Source organism: Stenomitos rutilans (genome assembly GCF_059505485.1).
This window is the reverse complement of record NZ_JCACKR010000022.1, coordinates 93,799-114,720: the sequence shown is the minus strand read 5'-3', so window position 1 is coordinate 114,720 and position 20,922 is coordinate 93,799. Positions and strand designations below refer to the sequence as shown.

Sequence of the window (20,922 nt, the reverse complement as noted above, 5' to 3'; positions counted from 1 at the left end):
GTAAGCTGTCAGCTGGTGGCTGACGATTCGTCGCTGATAGTTCTTCAACTCAAAACTCTCTAGCTTGTCGGCGCAAAGCGCTACTCAAAACTTCTACTTCCCCTTCATCTGTTACTTAAACTGGACTCTAGGATCAAACGCAGCGTAGGACAGATCGACGAGTAGGTTGATGAGGACGAAGGCGATCGCCACTGTAATCACGCCGCCTTGCACAACAGGATAATCGCGCGCCAAGATACCGTCGTAAATCCAGGAGCCGATGCCAGACCACGAGAAAATCGTTTCGGTGAGAATTGCGCCTCCTAGTAAGGTGCCGAATTGTAAGCCTGCGATCGTGGTGATGGGCAGCAGCGCATTCTTAAAGGCATGGCGTAGAATGACCCAGCGTTCGGGTAGCCCCTTGGCGCGAGCCGTGCGAATGTAGTCCTGCGACAGGGTTTCGAGCATGGCACTGCGGGTAATGCGTGCCAGAATAGCGAGCGGAATGGTGCCCAGCGTCAGTGCAGGCAAGATGAGATGCGCCAGAATATCGGTTAGTGCGTTGCCATCAAGGCGCAACAGTGCATCCAATACATAGAAGCCCGTCAGTGGTTGAAAGCGAAACCCAGCATCAACGCTGATGCGTCCACCGGGTGGCAGCCAATGTAGGTGAACCGCAAACAGATAGATCAGTAGCAATCCCAACCAATACACAGGCAGCGAAACACCCAACAGTGAGCCAGCCATCGCCAGGTTGTCTAGCCAGCGATTTTTACGAACCGCCGCAAAAATTCCAGCCGGGATGCCAACTAGCCCTGCAACCAGCATGGCCGCGATCGACAGCTCTAGCGTCGCCGGAAATCGCAACCGAATCTCTTCAGCGATAGGAATGCCGCTCATAATGCTAGTGCCCAGCTGAACGTGCAGCAGGTCATTGAGAAACGTGAGGTATTGAGTGACTAATGACTGATTCAACCCAAGCCGTTCTCGCAGTGCGATCAGCTGTTCGGGTGTTGCGCGTTCTCCAAGCAAGGCTACTGCTGGATCGCCGGGGATAAAGTGCAGGAAGCCAAAGACTAAGAGAGTAATGCCAAACAAAACGGGCACCAGGCTGAGCAATCGTTTAACAATGTAGAGCCACACAAGCAGTTGACCAAAGATTCGTATGGTTGATGACAACGCTTCAGCAGTAACGACTTTAGGACTTACGCAGTCGCCCCTTTTTCTTGTATGCCCAAGGGGCTTAAGTCCCCCAGGATTGGGGGACTTTGAGTGCTTGCTCCCCCTTTCTTGTATGCCCGCTAGGGCTATAAATTGGGGGCTGGGGGGCTAGTTTTAGAGAATTTGCGTAAGTCCTGGACTTAAATCGTTTCAGCAGCCTGAGCATTTCGGTCGTCGGCTGATTCTAAACCATTTCTCAAGTTGGGATGCGTAGAAACATTCCGGCGTGCAAAATCTCTCCTCTCGATCCGTTGAATTTGAGCAAAGGGTTGTGCGATCGCCAGTTTTTTCGCAAAGCTTAAAAGGGTTTTACATAGCGCAACAGATGGTTAGAGATCTTAACGATTTGCTAAGGTCTGTCAAATCAGCGATCCCAGCTTTGTTAACTCAAATGAATCAAAATACTCCGGATAAACATGGAAAATATGAGTGGAAAGAGCCATATTAAATATGTTGGCAAGTGGCTTCTTTTCTCAATCTTTCAGTGGCTTGAACGGCATTTAAGTGACAACCAGCACGTGTACTTAACGCCTAACTGAGCGTTGCTAATTCTGTGAATAGATCGCGATCGAGCGCCTAAATTTGTGCGATCTTTCCCCCTGCTGCCACGTTTTCTTTGCGGTTGGCATTCTACATACGTTGCCCTTGTCATACCCAAAGACCTTAATGACACTAAAACGGTTACGGCTCAAAGCTCCTCAACTTTAACAAGGATAGATTTATTATGTCGTCACCATTTAAAACAGGCGTAGAAGAATATGCTCGCCAGTGCACCGTACAACGGCGGCGTTATGAAGACTGTAGGCAACAAACTCGGCAGGATGAGACCTCTAGCGCCGTTACCCAAACCTGGACAGTGGCTCAAACGATCGCTGTGAGAGAAGCAGCCCAAGCGCATAACTTAGAGCACTGCACAGAACACACTCTGCAAAGCTGCATGATTGATCTATTAGAGTTGCCCGTTGATCCACTGAGTTGGGAAGGACAAGATTCGGTTTTAGGTAAGACTAAAACTTCAGAGTTTGAAGAGCAACAATGTCAGGATGATCATATATCAAACCCTTCTCAAACGGTTACTAACCCTGTGGGAAAAACTCCTTGTTCTGTAAGGTATGGTGCGCCGTAACTGGAGCAGTGCTTTGACAACATTGGCATTGTTATCAGCAAAGTCTCTCTTGCGGCAAGAGCACTCTTACTGTGAGGGCAGATAATACAGCAAGCACCAAGCAATTCTACTGTTGTGTAGAGTTGAATTGTATTTCTAGATACAAAGCAAGCCTGATAATTGCGTCTCAATAGAGAGGAACGCGTTGTAGAGGTTGCTCGTGCCTGAGCCGACTTCTGGATTTTTAAACTCTACTCGGCTGTTATTTGAGTTGCAGCAAGGCAACGAAATTGCTCGCAGTCTCAGCGGTTGCTTGAAGCCTGAAGCGATCGCGCACCGCGTTACAGAGGGTATGGTAGCCGAGTTTGGCTGTGCGTTTGCCCGCATCTGGTTGGTTGAGCCTGACCGCACCACACTTAAACTGGTGGCGTCCTCTGGTATGTATACCCGCATTGATGGGTCTTTTGCCAGCGTACCGATGGGAGCCTTCAAAGTAGGCAAAATTGCTCAGAATGGCATTCCTTTTTTGAGTAATGCCCTGGCTGATGAAGCGTGGGTGCGCGATCGAGAATGGGCGATCGCAAACGGCATCCGTGGTTTTGCGGGCTACCCCTTAACAGCAGGTGGCGACGTGGTTGGCGTGCTGGCTGTTTTCAGCCGTCAGCCAATGGCACCAGAATTTCTCGAAGTGTTGCAGAGCCTTTGTGCAACGGTCACGATTGCCCTGGAAATTGCGCTACAGCATCAGCAAGAAAAGCAGGCATGGCTTCAGGAAAAGCAAGCATGGCAAGCATCGCCTCAGCTTAATTCTGCAAATCGTAGTCCGTTGTCTGAGCAACTCGCAAGCATTCTTGCCAACGTGCGACCGACTCTCGTTGGAACTGAAGTGCCATTATCCGCACCGCTCACCTACCTGTTTCTACGGGCAGCGGAGATTCTGCGCGACATGCAATGTCTGTACTGCCGCCTCACGTATGACACCGCATCCATTTCTTTAGAAGCCATGACATCATCGTGGATACCCCAGGCTTCAGAGACCAATCACCTCAGTATCTCGCCTTTTAGCGAGCTGTTGTTTGCTGTGAGCTGCTTGGGGGGACGTTTACAAATCTATATGGGGGGCGATCGACGGGCTGTCCAAGTGTTGCTGGCCGTTCCCTATCCGGGCTGTGTTTTAGGGCCGCGTTTACATGTCCGGTGCGCGTACCCTGTCCTACAGATGGCGTTTACGCACCTCGCCTACCTGGCAGGCTTAACTCTTTGCGAAACGGCAGACGATATGACCGTGCCCATTCTTACCGATACACTTACCCCCACTGAAAGGCTCAGTCCGCTTTTGTGGATCGAGACGCAAACGCAACCTGTGCCGAAACAGGCAAGAGCCAAGTTGAACCTGACGATCGCGCCTGTCCAATTGCGTGCTGCGGTCGAAGCAGTCACTCAAGGCGAAACCTGGGGCTTTGACCAAAAGCCAGAAACCGATACAAAGCAGCTTTCGGAGCGTGAGCAAGAAATTATGGCATTGCTGGCGCAAGGGCTACGCGATCGCGACATTGCAATGACTCTGCACATCAGCGATCGCACAGTCAAATTTCATATCAACAACATCCTGGCGAAACTCAACGCCAAAACGCGCTTTCAGGCACTCTATCAAGTAACCCGCAACGGTTGGATTCATTCCAGTGGATGAGGAGTTTTGAGTTTTGAGTTGAAGAACTATCAGCGGGCAGCCAACCGTAAAACGGAAGCAAGCTACCTGCTCCACTGTCCCATTTGCTTCTGACAACCAAAAACTTTTCTTGTATGCCCTTTCTTATATGCCTGAAAGGCTTTAGGGCTTTACAACTAAAAACTTCGTTCGCCTTCTTTTAAGTCTTGTTTGGAGTTGACTGGATATTTCAGCGGTAGCTGAACTGTAAAGGTTGTCGTTCCAGAGGCGCTGTTGACCAGAATTTTGCCGCCTAGATAGTCTACCAGGCGACTAACCAGGGCTAGCCCTAATCCTGTGCCTCCACGCTTCCAGGGATCGGCTTGGGGCACACGGTAAAACTTTTCAAAAATGCGGGGAAGTTCTGATGCTGGAATTTCGGTACCAGAATTCTTCACCACCAGTTCCATATAGGGAGGTGCCCAATTGACCGCTACGTTAATTGCACCGTCTGGCGGCGTATATTTGCACGCATTGTTGACAAGTTCTACTACAATGCGCTCCAAACTCGGTTGGTCGGAGACCAGGACAGGGAGTTGCTGTGGCAGATCGATCGACAAACTTTGATGTTGCGTTTCTGCCCGCTCTAAGAAACCCTGAATGATAGGTGGAAGCCAATCGTTGAGGTTGATGCTTTCGGGCGCGTAGGTTTGAGCACCCGCTTCTAGACGCTGTAGATCGAGAAGATCATTGATGAGATCGGTTTCACGCGCACATTCATACTGCAAAATCTTTAGATAATGGGCAGTAGAGGCTTCCGAACGGGTGACTTTGAGCAATTCGATCGCCATTTTGATATTTGTCATCGGCGATCGCAGCTCGTGCGAAACGGTACTCAAAAAGTCGTCTTTGAGTTGTGCCAGTCGCTGAAGTTCTTTGACCTGTTGTTCGAGGGTAGCTTCTACCTGCTTACGGGGAGTGATGTCTTCTAGCACCAGCAGAAAGCCATCCAATTGAAAAGGGTCATCCGTCGTCATCTGCCGCTGATAGGTCAGCGGTTCTAGCTGTAGCTCAAACCAGCGATCGCCCTGCTGCAACTCATTGGGGCGCACGGGAACCTGCTGTCTCAAGGTTTGCAAGTCAGACTGCCACTGCTCAGCGCTGAGCCACAACGGTACCAGGTGCTCACTTAAATGGCTGCCAATTGTTACCTGCAACCACTGCGCAGCCATTGGGTTGCAAAACCATACGAAACCATCCAGGTCAGCGGCCAGTAGCCCGATCGGCAGGCTGCGAGCGATCGCGGCCTGAGCCGACTGAGAGCGTGCAAACTGTTCTGCCAGCGTCGCCATGCGGGTGACACTTTGCACCAATCCCGCTTTTTGGCAGGGGCTGGTAGTTTTGTAAGCAATTGGCTGTAGCCGTGACCGTGAAATCAGGTCGCCTTGATGGTGCTGCCAGAGACGCTGCACCTGCACTTGTAGCAATGTTGCCAGCCGCATGCGATCGTTGATACTGACTGCAAGCGTCGTCAAGCTAGCCAAACCCAGCGGTAAGGCAATTGGCACCCAGTAACCGAACTTGAATAGCAGCAAACTCGCAGCACCCCAGCCGGAACACAATCCCAAGAAGATGAGAAGCTGAAATAACTCTCGACGACCGCTCAACAGCCAACTCAGACCAGGTCCTGCTAAACACAACAGCAGCAATGACCAAATAAACGAAGTCGGTTGTAGGGCATTTTGCTGCAAGAGATTGTTGATGACAGCCGCATTAAGATACACTCCCCCAATCGGTGGATTGCGGTTGAAGGGAGTCAGGGATGGATCGATGCCCGCAGCCGTTACACCGATCAGAACAAGCTTATTTTGCAGTGCTTGCTCTGACACTCGACCCTGCATAACGTCACTAAACGAGTATTGCTGTAGGCTCTGGGCTCGTCCTGCCCAGTTCAGCCACAGAGATTGGTTGTTTTTTGGTAAAGGTACAGGAGCGTGAACCAGCGTATAGGCTTCTACAGCCGCTAATCCCAGCGTTGGCACGCCCTTATCGTACAAGTCAACGTGACGTACCAGTCCATCCGCATCAGACTGAATGGAAATGTGCCCGGTGGCGATCGACGCATTTTGTAAAACTGGCACAGGCTTGAGCGGTAGACCTGTGCTATCACGTGCCTGCGCCAGCACTACACGACCAGAATGGGCGATCGCCTGTGCCAGATTAGCATCCTCTGGACTAGGCTCAGACCAGATCAGGTCGATCGCAATCACACTCGGTGCCATCGCTTCATCTTGTGACAACACTTTCAGTAATTTTACGTACTGTTCACGCGACCACGGAAACCGACCCAACTGATTAATACTGGCATCATCGATCGCAATCAGCACCAAGCGCTCGTCCCACGGTTGCTCTCCTCTTAATTGAAACAAAACGCTGTAAGCTATTTGCTCTAAGGGTTTCAGCGCTCCCAAAGAAAGTAGGCCAGCAAAAACAAGGGTCGTTAACCCACCCGGAAGCAACCGCCAACCATAGTTACTGAAGCGCCAGATCATACATTTTTTGTCTTCCAAGCGGTGTCATAACGACTACCTGAATTCTCAGGTATGATGGCACTAGCTGCAAGTCAGTGATAAACCTTCCCTCGCGATCGGTGCTTTGCGAAACGCCATCAACCACCACACTGTTAACCGGATTAACTTGGCCCTGGAGTCGCACTTTACGCACACCCCTCTCAATTCTTTTCTCAAAGTCATATTGCAAACTGGTGTCATCTGTCCACCGTACTGGGTGTGATGGCGGTTCTCCAGGTAAGGTAAAACTTTGAAACCCCGCTCCTACAGTAACAGACCGATTTTGTGCTGTACTCATCACAAGCCCCTGGCGAACTGCTAAACCGGTCTTGCCATTGGGCTGTACTGCCACGCCAAACTCAGTACCACGTACTCCACTTAAGCCCACAGGAGTTTGAATCTCAAGCTCTGAGCCTTTATGAGTAAAGCGACGCACTCGCAGTCGAGCATTGCCTATAGGCACATCTAGTCGTGTAATCCGACCGTTATCAGGTGCCATCGCTAACGATCGCACGCGCAACGTTGTTTGCTCAGACACTTCAATGACACCCACACCCGTGTCAACGATGAGCGTAGCCGAAGATTTTTTACCTGTCGTAATGCTGTCACCCACCGCTTGCAGTCGATCGCCAACCTGCGCTGCATGACGGCTAGAGCTATGTTCGATCGTGACCTCATTTGTCACTTCACGTACCTGAAGCCAGCGATCGACCCGTACCTGTATTGCCTGTTGCGCCATGCTCTGAGTCACAAGCACAACGAGAAGAATGGCTGCTATAACCACAGTCCCAATTGGCGCAGCCTGACGCTTCATGCATGCCTCTTTTGCTAATAGTCTCAAGATTGCGATTAATCTGTAGCTTGCGTAGTAACAATTATGCTTTAGCGGTTAAATACAGCGATCCTCTTTGCTTTGTGAAATGATTCTGGCTTAGCCTACGCCTTTGGCGAAGAGCTTTTAGCTTTCAGCTTTAAATTCCAGGCTGACCGCTGACCGCTGACCGCTAACTGCTGGCCGCTGCTTGAATCCAACACAGCATGCTTTTCACGCATAATTTAGGACTGCCATAGCAAACTTAAACATAAAGATGCGGATGCTTTTCTTAAAAAAGAAGAGCAATCCGTGATCGTGCCGATGATTTCAACGTCATGTACGCCCAGAAACGGAGAAAACGATTTAGGCCTCAGGTCTTCGGGTGCTCAGTCACATGTGTAGTTCGATTCTGCTTTCCAGGGCGATCGTCTGCATTCATCCTTCTCAAAACTCAACATCCCCAGTGTGTGGCAGACACAAGCATTGTGAAAGAAAAGCAGTCTCAGCCTTTTAATCATAGGCTGCTTGACTGATGGCTACAAGCAACTTGAGTCAGCCGAGATTATTTGTTGTAAAGGCGCACAGCCGTCGCCCTACTCTGCTAGCGACTCGCTCAGTTTCTGTAGCGCGTTCTACGCAAAAGCCCTCCTCGTTGAGAGAAGGGCTGACACATGATGTTAAAGCGTAATCCAGCAATGGTTAGGTCATGTACTCACCACTCCACTGCTTGCTTTCTTGCGGTGTACCTCGGTGCACCATCACAAGCAACGGCGATCGTGGTCAATAACGGACTCCACGCTTATGCAGTGAAGCAAGAAGTTGGGGGCGAACCTGCTTTGCCCACAAGTCAAAATTAAAGTCGTTTGCATTGCTGCCAATGGCTTCAGCAGCCTTTTTTTGTTCGTTCTCAGCTTTCCCTTTCATACATTTCCCAATGGTCTCTATAGGTTACTTTGCAGCAAAACAGACGTTCATATCTACGCCTTACGGCATAATCTATGGTGAGAACATGCAACAAATGCAATCAATCAATGTCATTTGCGCATGGCTTTCATCAAAGCATTCAGCACGGTCATCTCTAGCTAGCAATTGCCTTGCTAAGGGGCATTGCTAGAAGTTGTGTAAGTGATGTCTGTATCATTGATGACAGAATCATTCTAAAAGCGTCCGTCTAGGGCTGTGGTTAAGCTTTCGTAAATGTTCGACAAATCTAGAATACCCCTCCTACCCCAGGAAGACCCATCGTTCAGAGGCTAATTTTGTGTTTTCCTCATAAGCTTTTTTGCTCTGCTTTTGTCCTGCTGGTAAACCAGGGCTACGCCTTTCTGAGCACCTGTTTGACTTGCTCGATCGCTCGATCGGCTACTTGTTCTGGCGTTTCACCATCATGATGGCTAAGGCGTACATCAGCTTGCGCGTAGAGTGACTGCCGCTGCTCAAGGAGCGCATGAAGCTTCACGGCTGGATCGGTATCCTGGAGCAAAGGGCGCGTGTTGTCTGCTTGCAATCGCACCTGAAGTTGTGTGACTGGAACATCAAGCCAGACGACAATGCCATGACGCAGGTAGCCCCAGTTTTCGCGTTTAAGTACAATGCCACCACCAGTCGCAATCACCGACCGTGTATACGCCGCTAACTCTGCCAGAACCTGGCTTTCAAGCTTGCGGAAGGCTGCCTCGCCTGATTGAGCAAACAAGTCACTGACCAATAAGCCAGTCACGCGCTCAATGACACGATCGGTATCAAAGAAGCGGTAGTTGAGCCTGTCTGCCAGATATTGCCCAACCGTCGTCTTGCCTGCACCCATCAGGCCAATCAGGTAAAGGTTTGTACCTTTTAAGAAATCACTCACCGTCAACGCTAAGCCAACTTGCCTTTGTCAGAATACCGCGATCGCGTTTCACCTGACACCCGTTACCTCAGTGCCTCATCATTGCTTGTGCGACAAGCTGTTGGGCTAAGGCTTGAAAGCCTTCCCCCTCTGCTAGATCTGCCACATAAGCTGGTTGGTACGCCAAACGATCGCAGTAATCCAACACATTTGCCACACCCACCGAAAGGGGAAATTTGCTCGGATCAAAGAGGCTTTCATCATTAGGGCTGTCGCCAATCGTCACAATATTTTCGGTCGTGCAGGTCGGAAAATAGTGCTGCAACACGTATTGCAGTCCAGCGGCTTTTGTCTGCGATCGCAATGTAATGTGGCATTGCACAGTGCTATAAGTGAAGCCCCAGGCATGCTCGTGACAAAGCTGCTCAAGTTGGACAAGCTCTGCCGTTGCTAAACCCTGCACATCAAACGTCCAGTCGGTCAAACGAAAGCGGTTGTCATCCGACTCTCTCAGCGTTGGGAATAGGGACTGTAAACGCTGAAACATCTCTGCTAGCTGCTGACGATGCAGTGTTGTATCCGCGATGGAAACAAGCAATCTTTCTGAGTCCTGCGCTCCAGCATAGAGCAAGCCACCGTTTTCAGCGATCGCGCCCCAAACAGGCAGGTAATGAGCCAAGCCGCTGACCCACCCCGCCGATCGTCCCGTGACAATAAGCACCTGAATCCCTACAGCGGCTAACTGCTCAAACGCTTGCAGCAAAGCAGGTGTAAATTTTCCTACCGTCGTTAATGTCCCATCCATATCCGTAGCCACCAGACACACGGACTGAGCGTTAATAGCAGACAATGGCTGTAGTAGGGGTGCGATCGACATGAATGGGAAAAAAGCTTTAAATTTATGAAAATGATTCTGGCTTAGCCATCAGCTATCAGCGGTCAGGTAGAAGTTTTGAGTAGGGCTTTACGCCGACAAGCTAGAGAGTTTTGAGTTGAAGAACTATCAGCGGTCAGCTTTCTTCTAACAACCAACAACCAACTTCTTTAGCCTTTTACCTTTAGCCTTTTACCTTCTTTGCCTCCTCCTACCCTATCCCCTTCGTCTCTATGGGACAACTCACTTCTGCTCAGCGTAGGCTTCTGTATGTGGAAGCTGCAGCCCGATCGGGAATCCACAATGCCATCCTTGCAGCACTCTACCGGGTGCAAGCCAAGCCAGCCCTAACCGATGGTGAAATTGGCATGGGTATTGCGCCTGCAAATCAGATTTTATTGGAACAACTTGATACCTTCCCTGCCCAGGTACAGTATGCCGCCCACACAATCCGTAGCTTCATCAATGACCTGATCAAGGCAGGATGGCAAAGTACAGACCTATGGAATGTAGAGAAGGGACGCTATACAGACAGGTTTGTGCAGGCGATCGCAGCGGGTTACACCGCACGATCAAGCGATCCAACAGCGGCCCTTTTGGAAGCAAGTGACGCAGAAGGGTTATTACAGGCATACATCGACAACGTTGCAGCAGACGCGCAAGCAGCGGGGCTACCCGAATCGCTCACAGGTCTTGAGGCTGCACTGCTAGCCTTTCTACAGCAATTGCCTCGCTGCTATTTCAGCCTGCCTCACCAACGAAATGCGTTAGTAGAAGCCGTCCGCCTGTGGCAGCAGTTAGATACGCACGCAGCCGCGATCGCCTTCCTTCAAATTGAGTCAGCCAATCAGGGCGCGATCGCAGACGAAGTTCAACTAGATAGGGCGTTACGGCAGTTTGTTCCGCTCATCGCCTCTGACTATGCTGGCTATCCTCATCAGCATGAGGCTCTGTTGCGGCTGACGCAACTCTGGCAGCAGTTAGACTCACGCGAAGCCGCGATCGACGCGCTTTTGCAACATCGTTCACCCACCCTAAACTTCAATAGCCTGGATGCAGCTTTGATTGCGATCGTCCAGCGGGTTCCCCAAAGCTACGAAGGTAAAGGCGACCAGCGTAACGCACTCGTCGAAGCCTTTCGCCTCTGGCATCGACATGGCACCCGTAGTGAGTCCTTGGTTGCGCTTGGCATCAATCCTGACCTTTTCACCACGGCCGACCCATCGCAGACCGACATTACCAACGCCGCCATTCAGCTTGACCAGGCACTGCTAGACTTTTTTCATCGCCTACCCAGGCTTTACACAGAGACTGATGGACAGCGTGATGCGTTGCTGCGGTTAACCCAGCTCTGGCGATCGATCAGCACCCCCGAACAGGCCCTTCAGTCGCTGCTGAATGATCTAAAGCACATGGCAACCGCACAGCGCGATACACTAGAAGCGCCGCCCGCACCTGCTCTACTCCCGTTACCAACTCGCCCTGATCGCTGGACTCCAGACACCCTTCAACTCGATGTTGCTATCATCCCGAACGGCAGTTTTACCTGGGCAGAAGCAACCAGTGGTGGCATCTGGATGCCAGCTAACCAATCAATCGTGGATGCCATTGTGCGATTGGCCCAACTCATCCAGCAGGCACGCGATCGCCTCAATCGTCCGTTTCACATCACAAATTGGTACTGTACCACTGATATCACCGATACCTCAGACACTGCCTCCTACGCTTACTCGCTGGGCGATGCCCTCACCTTCTACTGCCACGGCTTCACAGGCAACCAGCTCTATTGGTTTCTAGACCCTTGGTGGACAGGAGGGTTGGGGCGTTATGAATCTTTTCCCTATCTCTGTTACGTCAATGCCCGGAGCGATCGCGCCCGCTGGGTACAGTAATGCTCTACCGCTTCGTCACAATGCACCAAAGGCAAATTGGCACATCAATCGCGGTCTATGTACATCAACCCAACTTAAAGACTGGCTGTTGGAGGCTTTGAGCCTTATGCAACAATTCCAAGAGCAGCATAAGCAACAGCTCCTCAGCGGTTTTTATTTTTGCAAATTAAGGTAGGTTAGTGATGTCCAATCGCTTTATTTAGGGAATCCTACCAATAGAACTACACGTTTCAACCCTCACTGCCATGTCAACCCCTATGCTCTTTGTAGAAACCTGGTTGGCTCAAACACCCAGCAAGACTGCAAAGCCAAAACCGATCACCACAGAACCTGCAAAGGCTCCAGATGCTAACTCTAACCAGCTATGGATGATGACATCTGGCGGACTACTACTGCTGCTGCTTGTTTTGGGGGTTTTCTCCAAACTGGCGATGGACAAACTTGCCAAGCAGGTAAAGTTTGAAACCTTTAAGAACCGGGAGCTACAAAAGAAGCTAAAGTTTGCTGTGGAAACCATCGGCAAGATGGAGAAAAACCCGGATCTAATCCACTCCCGCGAGTTTAACCTCGACTATCTTAGAATGCGGATGGATGAGGAGGTCTTCCACTTTGCCATTCTGAACCAAATTAAAATTAAGGTCAAGGATAAGATTTCGGTCGCCTTACGCCCCAGTCAGGCCAATCAGGGTGAAATCGGCATCGCCAGCACCGGAAGACAAATCGATGAAATCTTTGACGTAGAATACGAACCGGGCGATTTGCCCAAAGGCACCAAGCGCGTGCTCTTTCGGGTTGAAATTAAAATCTTTAAGCTACCCACGCAGCCAACATCCGTCACGATCGGACAGATTATCGACTGCATGGAAACCTTTCTCAACCCCACTAGCGAACATGATAGTTGGCAACCTACCATTCAAGGGCGCATTGCCAACATGCGCTGGGATCAAAAAGCGAAACCAACGCCGCTTCTGGTACTGGAGCAAACCCAGGAAGGCTCGAACGTCACCTTCAAAACTACCCGCATGGCGCATAATTAGCTACACAAGACTATTAGCTGCACGGGGCGGTCGGTTTGGTAGAGAGCGGCTTGCATAGGATATAACCACAGCTTCCAGTGGTGGAAGCTGTATTACTAGCCAACGTCCTGTATCTACCACATCCCTCGTTTACCGCTAGGGCGAACCGTCATCCAGTTGGTTCGTGCCATTGAGAGCTGATCTTCAGTCAACTTGGCACCCGTCAAATTGGCACCACATAGATTCGCACCGCGCAGATTGGCATTCAGCAAATACGCATGGGATAGGTCAGCGCCTCGTAAATCAGCCCCTTCTAAATCGGCGTTGTTCATGTATGCCTTGACCATTGTGGCATCGCGCAGGTTGGCTCGGTTTAAGTTTGCCCGCCCAAAATCTGCATTAAACAGGTTTGCACCTTGCAAGTTGATCTTGCTCAAGTTGGCTTGATGAAATGTTGCGCCAGATAAGTTTACTTTGGGCACGTTAAGCGAGTTGAGGTCAAAGGAAGCAAAGTCGCGCCGTCCCTTAGAATAGTAGCTTTGCAGGCCTTCCGCATCCAGGCGCGTGGGCGGTTTGGTCTTCTCACCCTGACCGTCTCTGCCTCGCCCTGTCGAGTCTTTGCTTTTAAGCGATGTGCTAGCAGCGCCTCTAGAGTCAAAGACCCGGCTCCGCGCTGGCCCAGACTGAAGGCTGGTCGCATCGGATTTGATTTGTCGTGCCCGGATCGCAGCCGCTGCACGGGCATGAGGAGAGGAGGGTGTGCCTGTGGAGTCAGGGCCAAAGCGATAGTCACCTGGCTTGCGGGCCGCACTACCTGGCTGCGTAATCATGCTGTTGGCAAGGCTATCCAGGTACGGCTCCAAGTCAAGCGCTCTAAAGATATCGTCCGCAGATTGATAGCGATGGCGCACGGACACTTCAAGCATTTTTTTCAAAACGGTGATGAAGTGGTCGTTAATGTGAACGTGCTTTTGCCAGAGCAGTTCGCCTGTAGAAGGGTCGTAATCCAGGTCTTTAGGCGATTTTCCAGTAAGCAGGTAAATACAGGTCACGCCCAGGGCATAAATATCACTGGCGGGTACTGGGCGCATCGCCATCTGTTCAGGTGGAGCAAACCCTGGTGTGCCGATCGCGTAGGACGTAAAGGCCGTTTGCTCAGAATTAGTCGAGTTTGGCTGATGCTGGTATTTGACGGCACCAAAATCAATCAGCACAAGCTTGCCATCCTGAGCACGGCGAATCATGTTGGCAGGCTTGATGTCACGATGAATGACTCGATTTTTGTGGATGTATTCTAAGACAGGTAAAACCTCGCTCAAGAAGCGCTTTACTTCCTGCTCGATCATAGGACCGTCACGTTTCACAATTTGCTGCAAGGTGAAACCACTGACGTACTCTTGTACTAAGTAAAATTCTTGATTCGCTTCAAAGTAGTCGAGTAAGCGTGGCACTTGAGGGTGGTTTCCAATTTGGCCCAATGTACGAGCTTCGCGTTCAAACAGCTCCCGTGCCATCTGTAAAACATGAGGAGCGGTAGCACTAGGACGAAGTTGCTTGATTACGCAGTTAGGTTGACCGGGTAAGGATTCATCGATCGCCAGAAACGTTGCGCCAAAACCGCCTTGTCCTAATGCTTGCATGACCCGATAGCGATCGTTCAGCAAAATATTTGAGCCACAGGCTGGGCAGATGTCAGCCGTAACTGAGTCTTCAGGATTAGGACAGCTTGGGTTTAAGCAGTAGCTCATTTAGCATCACTCGCTTTGACGTTGCCTACCGGGGTATTGCTACCCTAGCTTCATTATCTGTGCAGGAACAGCAAACAGGAGTGTCGTTCATGCGGGTTGCCCCTTGAAGAGTTGCTAAAGTTCTTCTGCCTGCGCGTAAAGCTATTGATCTTGTCCTTACATCTACGGACTTCGCTGTCTCTTCAAGATACACCCTTACTTTTAATGTGCCCAAAAGCTAAAGGTGCTCAACAGGCTGAGAGCTAATCCTACTAAGTTATTACTGAAGGCTGAGAAAAATTCCGAACATTTAGCGATTAATTTTCGCTTACTTGATTCTCCATTGCCGAAAGGATTTTGAAAAGGTGCTGGCAGAATTTTGTGGGAGAGGGGAGAAGGCAGAAAGTAAGAAATAGAGGGGAAGGGGGGACAGGAGAAGGGGGAAAGGCTAAAGGCTAAAAGCTAAAGGCTGACCGCTGACGGCTGACCGCTGATGACGGGGAGAACGATAGAATAGTTTTGCATAAAAGAAGGTTAGCAGGCAGGTCATGCGTATTTCTTTGAACTGGTTGAGCGAACTGGTTGACATCACAATGAGTCCAGAGGCGCTGGCAGAAATGCTGACGATGGCAGGGTTTGAGGTAGAGGAAATTGAAGATCGGCGGATGTGGGCTGAGGGTGTTGTGGTCGGTAAGGTGGTCGATCGCCAGCAGCATCCCAATGCCGATCGCTTGAGTGTATGCCAGGTAGACATTGGTATGGGAACGCCTTCGACGATCGTTTGCGGGGCTGCCAATGTCAAAGCGGGGCTTTTTGTGCCTGTAGCAACGCTGGGTGCCTTTTTGCCTAAAGCTGGGGAGGGTCTCAGAATTAAGCCTGCCAAGCTGCGTGGTGTAGCATCCGAGGGCATGATTTGCTCGTTAGCTGAACTTGGTCTGACAAAGGAATCTGAGGGCATTCATAGCTTTGAGGGGGAAGAGCTACAGGTGGGCAGCGATGTTCGCTCGCTACTGGGGTTGGATGATGTCATTTTGGACTTGACCTCAACCGCTAATCGCGCCGATGCCTTGAGTATGGTGGGCATTGCGCGTGAAGTTGCAGCGCTAACGGGTGCCACCTTAAAGCTTCCTCAAGCAGCGACAACTACTATTCCAACTAGTGCAGAGATATTGACGCTCAAAATCTCAGAACCACAGGCGTGCCCAACCTACATTGGAACGGTCATTGAGCAGGTGACGATCGCACCCTCGCCACTTTGGCTCCAACAGCGGCTACAGGCAGCAGGAACGCGCCCCATCAATAATGTCGTGGATATTACCAACTACATTCTGCTGGAGTGGGGGCAACCGCTACATGCGTTTGATGGCGATCGGCGGTCAGCGGTCAGCGGTCAGCGATCAGCGGTCAGCAAGGAGTCAGAACTCAAAATATCTCCTTCGGAGACGCTTCGCGAACAAAACTCAAAACTCAAAACTATTACAGTCGGTGTGCGCTTTGCGGAAGCGGGTGAAACGCTCAAAACGCTGGACGGGCAAGCTCGATCGCTTCAGGAGCAGGCCTTGTTAATCACAGCGGATAATGAACCTGTAGCGTTGGCAGGCGTGATGGGTGGTGAGGCCACGGAAGTTCATGCTGGCACGCAGCGCTTAATGCTAGAGGCAGCATTGTTCGACTCTGCTGCAATTCGACGCTCTGCTCGATCGCAAGGGATGCGCACAGAAGCATCGGCGCGCTATGAACGGGGTGTCAACGAAGCGGAGCTGGAGGTTGCCTGCCGTCGTGCGATCGCGCTCATTAGTGAACTGACGGGTGGTGTGGTCGCAGCCCAAGCTGTTGCGGATGCCCGTAGTAGCCAGCCATCGACGGTGCGATCGGTTGAATTACGGCTTGATCGGGTCAATCAAGTGTTGGGGCCTGTTACCGTCGGCGAAGAGTTAGGTGAATTGCAACCGCGAGACATTGAGCGGACTCTAACGGCGTTGGGCTGCGAACTAATGACCATTACCCCAGATCGTGTCTGGGCTGTGACCGTGCCACCCTATCGCTATCGAGACCTAGAGCGCGAAATTGATCTCATTGAAGAAATTGCGCGACTGTACGGGTACAACAATTTTTGCGATACGTTGCCTGACAAAACCGAGGCGGGCTTTCTCTCGATTGAGCAGGCGCTTAGTCGCAACTTACGGCAGGCATTACGGGCGATCGGGCTTACCGAAGTGACCCACTACACGTTAGGCAAACCCGGTGACACACGGCAAATTGTCCTGACAAACCCATTATTTGTAGAATATTCGGCGTTGCGAACAAATCTGACAGCGGGCTTAATTGACGCTTTTCAGTACAACCTGGAGCAAGGGAATGGCCCTCTGAACGCTTTTGAAATTGGTCGCATCTTCTGGTCTGAAGAAGACGGTTTTAGCGAGGCAGATTCCGTTGCAGGCGTTTTGGGTGGTGATGCGACGCGCGGTACATGGGTGCGCTCTGGTCGTGAACAACCGCTAACCTGGTTTGAGGCCAAAGGTTTGTTAGAAAGTGTTTTTCAGCGGTTGGGGTTGGCGGTTGAGTACCAGCCCGATCGTCGAGATGAGCGTCTCCATCCCGGTCGCACCGCGTCTCTGTGGATTCGAGGCATTCGGTTAGGCACCTTCGGGCAACTGCACCCACAGCTACGTCAAGAACGGGGTTTACCGGATGAAGTCTACGTGTTTGAACTGGATCTGGATGTGCTACTCGATCAGCTTGATCAGGATGAAGCCCAAGTCCCTATCTTTCAGCCATTTTCAACCTATCCACCGTCCGATCGCGATATTGCCTTCTATGTTTCGACCCAGGTATTGGTGGCAGACATCGAGCGCGTCATTACCAAAGTGGGCGGTAGTTTGCTGGAATCGATCGACCTGTTCGATGAGTATCGCGGCGAGAACGTTCCTGATGGGCAACGCAGCTTAGCGTTTCGGCTCCTGTATCGGGCGGACGATCGTACCCTCAAGGACGAAGACATTGATCCAGTGCATCAAAAGGTGCGCGAAGCGTTAGTCGATAAATTCCGCGTTGATCTCCGAAGCTAGAAGTCAGGAGTCAGAAGGTAAAAGCTGACCGCTGATGGCTAACCAACTCAAAACTCAAAACTTAAAACTCTTCCTCCTCTCCCTCTTATGACCAAATACGTTCTCTGGGGCAGCTATTGCGCTGATGTGCTGGAAAAGCGTGCCCCTCATCGGCAGGCGCATCTCGACGGTCTTGCGAAACAAAAAGAAGCCGGAGTGCTGCTTACGATCGGCCCGACTAAAGACCTCACCAAAGTCTTTGGCCTTTACGAGGCTGAGGATGAAGTGATCGTGCGTCAACTGGTTGAGTCCGACCCCTACTGGCAAAATGGTGTGTGGACTGAGTATGACGTGAAAGAATGGGTTCAGGCGCTTTAATGGTTCTATAGGGACGTTACACGTAATGTCCCTACGAAACAGGTGTTTGCATCAAACGCTGCTTTAGGCGGTGCGGATCGCCGCGATCGACCACCTTGCCCTGCTCTAACAAAAAGGCACCATCGCAGTAATCCAGTTCATCTAGGCGATGGGTGACCCAAAGTGCTGTTAAGCCACGATCTTTGACCAACCGCTGCACCTGTGCAACCAACTCAAGCTGACTATCAGGATCTAAGAGTGCCGTCGGTTCATCCAGTAGCAGCACTTCACAGCGTGTAGCGATCGCACCCGCGATCGCCACACGCTGCTTCTGTCCTCCGCTCAGAGCATAAATGGGTCGCCGGAGCAGCGGCAGCAAGTTCACAGCATTCAGCGCTTCTTCTACCCGTCGCCGCACTTGGGCATAGGTCAGCTTTTCGGCCACTAACCCAAAGGCAACATCAGCGCCCACAGTTGGCATCACAAGCTGGTGATCGGGATTTTGAAACACGAAACCAATGTGTGGGCTGATGTGAATGGAACCTGTCTGAGGCTGCAAAAGCTTTGCCAGCAATTTCAACAGCGTAGATTTACCACTGCCGTTGGTGCCTAAGAGCATCCAAAATTCGCCTTGAGGCACCTCTAAACTGCAAGACTCTAAGACCGTTTCGCCCTTGTACCAGCGAAACGACACATCTTGTACTTGAATGGCAGGCAGTACCTCTAGAGGCTCTAGCTTGCCAACATACATAGCGGGCTGATTGGCAAAGCTGTCATCCTCTTGCCGTGCAAAACTTCCTGAGTTACTCATTCCGCTAGGGCAAAGAAGCCAGGTGGTCTACCAGAAGCGGCGGCGGTACCAGACTTATCAGAAATCTGCACAGCGGAGATTTCGTTGCCAAGGATACCAATTTTTTTTCCAGGCTGCTTTTCACAGGACAGTTCTAGCAGTTCATTGCTACCAGAGCGAAGCACCTGCAAGATTTTTTGATAGGTCGCTTCGGCATCTTCTTTCGCTTTGCGCTGTACAGACAACGAGAGGGGCGTATTTTTGAGCGTAATGTCGATAATAAACATGTGTTGCGTGCGTCACAGAACCAGCTTCTAGTATCGCAAATCGCGGCGATCTTGGTGGGGTGATTATGGCGCGATCGCTAGCTTAATTAGCTATCAACCATCAGCTTTCAGCTCTAAATTTCAGGCTGGCCGCTAAAGCCGTTGTTGGTTGTATAGCCCGTTGGTCATTCAAAAAAATTGTTGGTTATTAGAAAAAAGCTGACCGCTGACGGCTGATCGCTCTTTAACTAAAAACTCTCTAGCTTGTCGGCGCAAAGCGCTACTCAAAACTTAAAACTTCTCCGCTGACCGCTGATAGCTGACCGCTCCAAACCCGTTAAAGCGAGGTCGCTTCATCCAGCAGTTGCCACGGTAAGAAGATTTGGAGCCAGCCGCCGTGGGTCTCAGGATGATTACTGGCCTGAACCCTGCCCTGGTGAGCTTCTACAATTTGGCGGACGATCGCTAAACCCAGACCACTGCCGCTGCTGATTGGTGTGGTTTGAGTGTCACTGCCTGTTTGTGTCTCATCGGTGTAGGCATTGCCAGCCAGGGCGCTTTTGCCCAACGCATACACTTTGGAGACTTCTAATTCAGCATAATTGCGAGCGCGTGACGGATCTGCGCGGTAAAAGCGATCGAACACATACGGTAATGCCTCAGGTGGAAAGCCTGGGCCTGCATCGATAATTTCCAGGTGGACTAACTGGTCGTGAGTTTGACCATCGGCAATAAAACTCACATGCACTCGAATAGTCTGATGGGCCGGACTGTACTTAATGGCGTTGTCCAATAAATTCAGTAGAACTCGATACATCCGTGACTCATCCAGGTGCAGCAGTACACGATCGAGACCAGCGTAATCCAGTTGAAGCTGTTTTCGCCGCGCCAACGGTTCCAGGCTCAACCAGGCAGATTGAATCACTTTGGCAAGATCCACCGTTTTGAGCTTTAAGCTCAGGTCAGGGTTTGCTTCTAATTGACTCAAATCGAGCAAATCTTGCACGAGGCTACTGAGCCGAATGGTTTCCTTCAGCAAGCGATCGACCCAATCGCGTAGGGGCGCTTCCAAACGCGTTTGAAGGGTTTCTGCTACTAGGCGAATTGACGTTAATGGCGTTTTTAATTCATGGGCCACATCAGAAATCCAGCGATCACGCTGTTGAGCCAGCAGCACTGCTTCCTGACGGCTTTCCAAAAACACTCCCACGCAATCATCGGGAAGGGGCACACTATGCGCTCGCAGCGATCGAGACAACTGACGCGAGAGCTGTGATGGATCGGCAGAGACCGGATGAAACGTCCAGTCACTCTGACAAGGCTTACGCAACAAGCGTGTTTGCTCAATCAGTTGATCAAGTTCATAGGAGCGAACAAGTTCCAACAACAAACGGCGATGAGCCGAGTGAGGTAGCTGAATGCTGAGCAATTGACCAGCCTGAGCATTACACCAGACTAACTGATTCTCTTCATCTACCTGCAACATCCCGATCGGGGCAGTTTTGCAAAGATGCTGCCAAAGTTCGAGGTCTTGCGTTAGTTGCTCACGGTAATCTACATGACCTGCGATCGTCCGTATCAGCCGTGATGGTGTGCCAAGAGACCAGCGCGGCATTTCTGACTGAAGAGACTCAGCCAGTCGCCCAAGTTTGCGGGTGAGTTGAATGTGGTACCAACCCAACAGCCCCAGCCCTAGCCCCAGCCCCAGCAAAAACCATAAAAATGTCACAGTAGCGTTAGCCCTCAGCCAAAGTCAGATTACGTAGCCGTAACCAATACAGGTAG

Annotated in this window: 16 protein-coding genes; 7 read left to right on the top strand and 9 right to left on the bottom strand. The window is 50.9% G+C overall.

Annotation, left to right across the window (positions count from 1 at the left end):
* Window positions 1–111: 111 nt before the first annotated feature.
* On the bottom strand, window positions 112–1,158 hold the full coding sequence (locus AC5JLP_RS02530) for an ABC transporter permease (protein WP_496066325.1): 1,047 nt from the start codon (window positions 1,156–1,158) through the stop codon (window positions 112–114).
* A 766-nt stretch (window positions 1,159–1,924) separates the two neighbouring features.
* Between AC5JLP_RS02530 and AC5JLP_RS02525 the strand changes: the two genes are divergently transcribed.
* Window positions 1,925–2,326, top strand: a complete 402-nt coding sequence (locus AC5JLP_RS02525; protein WP_496066324.1) for a hypothetical protein — start codon at window positions 1,925–1,927, stop codon at window positions 2,324–2,326.
* A 199-nt stretch (window positions 2,327–2,525) separates the two neighbouring features.
* Window positions 2,526–3,995: a LuxR C-terminal-related transcriptional regulator gene (locus tag AC5JLP_RS02520; protein ID WP_496066323.1), complete on the top strand. Its 1,470-nt coding sequence runs from the start codon at window positions 2,526–2,528 to the stop codon at window positions 3,993–3,995.
* 155 nt (window positions 3,996–4,150) lie between these two features.
* Here AC5JLP_RS02520 and AC5JLP_RS02515 read toward each other — a convergent pair whose 3' ends face one another.
* The gene (locus tag AC5JLP_RS02515; protein WP_496066322.1) at window positions 4,151–6,505 is read right to left on the bottom strand and encodes a CHASE2 domain-containing protein; all 2,355 of its coding nucleotides are present in this window, start codon (window positions 6,503–6,505) and stop codon (window positions 4,151–4,153) included.
* Complete coding sequence (locus tag AC5JLP_RS02510) at window positions 6,486–7,337, bottom strand: FecR family protein (RefSeq protein WP_496066321.1); 852 nt, start codon at window positions 7,335–7,337, stop codon at window positions 6,486–6,488. The genes AC5JLP_RS02515 and AC5JLP_RS02510 overlap by 20 nt, the downstream gene beginning before the upstream one ends.
* A gap of 695 nt (window positions 7,338–8,032) precedes the next feature.
* On the opposite strand from AC5JLP_RS02510, the gene AC5JLP_RS02505 reads away from it, so the two are divergent.
* Complete coding sequence (locus AC5JLP_RS02505) at window positions 8,033–8,194, top strand: hypothetical protein (RefSeq protein ID WP_496066320.1); 162 nt, start codon at window positions 8,033–8,035, stop codon at window positions 8,192–8,194.
* A 458-nt stretch (window positions 8,195–8,652) separates the two neighbouring features.
* Here the strand turns inward: AC5JLP_RS02505 and AC5JLP_RS02500 are convergent, their stop codons facing one another.
* Window positions 8,653–9,189, bottom strand: coding sequence for a shikimate kinase (locus tag AC5JLP_RS02500; RefSeq protein ID WP_496066319.1), 537 nt, complete (start codon window positions 9,187–9,189; stop codon window positions 8,653–8,655).
* A 67-nt stretch (window positions 9,190–9,256) separates the two neighbouring features.
* Window positions 9,257–10,045, bottom strand: coding sequence for an HAD family hydrolase (locus AC5JLP_RS02495; protein WP_496066318.1), 789 nt, complete (start codon window positions 10,043–10,045; stop codon window positions 9,257–9,259).
* A 230-nt stretch (window positions 10,046–10,275) separates the two neighbouring features.
* Between AC5JLP_RS02495 and AC5JLP_RS02490 the strand changes: the two genes are divergently transcribed.
* Both AC5JLP_RS02490 and AC5JLP_RS02485 read left to right on the top strand, forming a co-directional pair.
* Window positions 10,276–11,934, top strand: a complete 1,659-nt coding sequence (locus tag AC5JLP_RS02490) for a peptidase M15A (RefSeq protein WP_496066317.1) — start codon at window positions 10,276–10,278, stop codon at window positions 11,932–11,934.
* A gap of 245 nt (window positions 11,935–12,179) precedes the next feature.
* The gene (locus tag AC5JLP_RS02485; protein WP_496066316.1) at window positions 12,180–12,971 is read left to right on the top strand and encodes a hypothetical protein; all 792 of its coding nucleotides are present in this window, start codon (window positions 12,180–12,182) and stop codon (window positions 12,969–12,971) included.
* Window positions 12,972–13,084: 113 nt separating this feature from the next.
* Here AC5JLP_RS02485 and AC5JLP_RS02480 read toward each other — a convergent pair whose 3' ends face one another.
* The gene (locus tag AC5JLP_RS02480) at window positions 13,085–14,698 is read right to left on the bottom strand and encodes a serine/threonine-protein kinase (RefSeq protein WP_496066315.1); all 1,614 of its coding nucleotides are present in this window, start codon (window positions 14,696–14,698) and stop codon (window positions 13,085–13,087) included.
* Between the two features lie 527 nt (window positions 14,699–15,225).
* Here AC5JLP_RS02480 and pheT point away from each other — a divergent pair.
* Together pheT and AC5JLP_RS02470 are read left to right on the top strand one after the other, a co-directional pair.
* Window positions 15,226–17,745 (top strand): phenylalanine--tRNA ligase subunit beta, encoded by a 2,520-nt coding sequence (pheT, locus tag AC5JLP_RS02475; RefSeq protein ID WP_496066314.1) that lies wholly within the window; start codon window positions 15,226–15,228, stop codon window positions 17,743–17,745.
* An 87-nt stretch (window positions 17,746–17,832) separates the two neighbouring features.
* Complete coding sequence (locus tag AC5JLP_RS02470; protein WP_496066313.1) at window positions 17,833–18,102, top strand: YciI family protein; 270 nt, start codon at window positions 17,833–17,835, stop codon at window positions 18,100–18,102.
* A gap of 31 nt (window positions 18,103–18,133) precedes the next feature.
* Here AC5JLP_RS02470 and AC5JLP_RS02465 read toward each other — a convergent pair whose 3' ends face one another.
* From AC5JLP_RS02465 to AC5JLP_RS02455, 3 genes are all read right to left on the bottom strand, one after another.
* Window positions 18,134–18,892: an energy-coupling factor ABC transporter ATP-binding protein gene (locus AC5JLP_RS02465; protein WP_496066312.1), complete on the bottom strand. Its 759-nt coding sequence runs from the start codon at window positions 18,890–18,892 to the stop codon at window positions 18,134–18,136.
* A complete protein-coding gene (locus tag AC5JLP_RS02460; protein ID WP_496066311.1) occupies window positions 18,889–19,158 on the bottom strand; it encodes a UPF0367 protein family in 270 nt (89 codons plus the stop codon). Before AC5JLP_RS02460 ends, AC5JLP_RS02465 begins: the two co-directional genes overlap by 4 nt.
* A 316-nt stretch (window positions 19,159–19,474) precedes the next feature.
* Window positions 19,475–20,866, bottom strand: coding sequence for a sensor histidine kinase (locus AC5JLP_RS02455; protein ID WP_496066310.1), 1,392 nt, complete (start codon window positions 20,864–20,866; stop codon window positions 19,475–19,477).
* Window positions 20,867–20,922 lie beyond the last annotated feature (56 nt).